Here is a 1543-nt window from a genome sequence, read left to right on the forward strand (position 1 = left end):
AATGCCAATCCCGGGGGAATTCTGTTTCATTGTTCAACTGGTAAGGATCGGACCGGGATCATTTCAATTTTGATCCTCGCGATGCTCAGAGTTCCTGATGAAACCCTTAAGACTGATTATCTGCGCAGTAACCGGTTTTCTGCAGTGAGAATCAACAATCGACTAAATGAAGCCAAATTGGCCAGCGATAATTTAGCTTATCTGAAGTCGATTTTTGATCTCTCAACGGTGCGAGAAGATTACTTTCAACAAGCGATTTCAATGATTAACGATCGTTACGGTGGTTTCGATTCATACTTTCATGATCAGTTGGGACTCGACGAAGCGTTTTTATTGCAAATCAGGAACAAATTTTTGGCATAAATAATGCCTAATTGATTTTGTTAATGATCTTAAATTCGAATAGAAAGTGGTTTTGCATTCTGAAGGGCCATTGCGATCCATATTTTACGACGCTCATGTGATTGTAAAACCGCGTACATAAATATTGTTGTTCCATCCATTCAATTCAAAGGAAGTGTGAGTGATGACAAATATTGGCGTGTTGGTTGGAAGCCTCAGTCAACGTTCTTATAGTCAAAAGATTGCGAATTATCTGATGAGCCAACATCTATCGACCACGTTCGTTCAGGTAAACTTTGAAATTTTGCCTTTGTATAATCCAGATCTTGAGAAAGAACCATTGTTGGAGTGGCAAGTATTTCGAAGCGTGATTGATCAAATGGATGCATTACTCTTCATCACTCAAGAATATAATTTGTCAATTCCTGGTGGACTAAAGAACGCCATTGATGTTTTGTCCGTTCCATCCCCAAAGCCGCATATTGCGCATAAGCCGGCGTTAGTGATTACCGATTCTTCTGGCGCACGGGGCGGAGCAAATGCAAATATTCATATCCAACAGTTGTTGCGGTACATCGGAATGAATGTCATGAATGATTTTATTACGGTTGGCAACGTTCACGAACAATTTGATTCTCAGGATAGACTTATCAATGAGCAGGTTGGTGCTCAGCTTAATGGCGCCATTAAAAAATTTATTGAATCTGTTGACAGCCAGCATTAGCATGCATATAAAAATGGGTCCGAAAGTCGTTAGTAAACAACGAACTTCGGATCCATTATTTTTATTTTTTCAGATAATCGATTAGTTGCTGGACATTGGCACCAGTTTTCGCTGAGATCTCAAATAATCTTTTAGCCCCGGCATCTCGCAGACGTTCGGCAACCAACTTAATTTGCTTGTCCGTTGCAATATCAGTTTTCGTGACGACGCCAATCGTTTCCTTCGTGAACATCGTGCTAAAGCCCGTTGGCAGGACAATTCGCGGATCAGTGGCGCTCTGCATTAAGACGATGACGTCGGCTTCAATTGCGGTGGTCATTAGGTTTGAATACATCGCGCGGTGCTCGACATATTCACCGGGTGTGTCAATGACATTATTATAAAACTCAATGGTTTGGGTTTTGTTGTAAGTCATTTGTAATTCGTTGAGTTTCTGAATAAAGGACGTTTTGCCGCACCCAATTGCGCCGATAAACA

General features: G+C 41.1%; 3 protein-coding genes. 2 read left to right on the top strand and 1 reads right to left on the bottom strand.

Annotation, left to right across the window (positions count from 1 at the left end):
• Both AB3112_RS11410 and AB3112_RS11415 read left to right on the top strand, forming a co-directional pair.
• Positions 1-363: tyrosine-protein phosphatase (locus AB3112_RS11410; RefSeq protein ID WP_367334560.1), on the top strand; the 363-nt coding region annotated here is incomplete at its 5' end.
• A gap of 163 nt (positions 364-526) precedes the next feature.
• Positions 527-1066 (top strand): NADPH-dependent FMN reductase, encoded by a 540-nt coding sequence (locus AB3112_RS11415; protein ID WP_054734303.1) that lies wholly within the window; start codon positions 527-529, stop codon positions 1064-1066.
• Between the two features lie 61 nt (positions 1067-1127).
• On the opposite strand, the gene AB3112_RS11420 is transcribed toward AB3112_RS11415, so the two are convergent.
• On the bottom strand, positions 1128-1543 hold a 416-nt coding region (locus tag AB3112_RS11420), incomplete at its 5' end, for a EutP/PduV family microcompartment system protein (protein ID WP_367334561.1).

Source organism: Lentilactobacillus sp. (assembly GCF_040773105.1).
Taxonomy (GTDB): Bacteria; Bacillota; Bacilli; order Lactobacillales; family Lactobacillaceae; genus Lentilactobacillus; species Lentilactobacillus parabuchneri.

What these genes read in the sequence shown, in the direction of transcription:
- AB3112_RS11415 (WP_054734303.1), top strand. Translation starts at nt 527, where the DNA reads ATGACAAATATTGGCGTGTTGGTTGGAAGCCTCAGTCAACGTTCTTAT.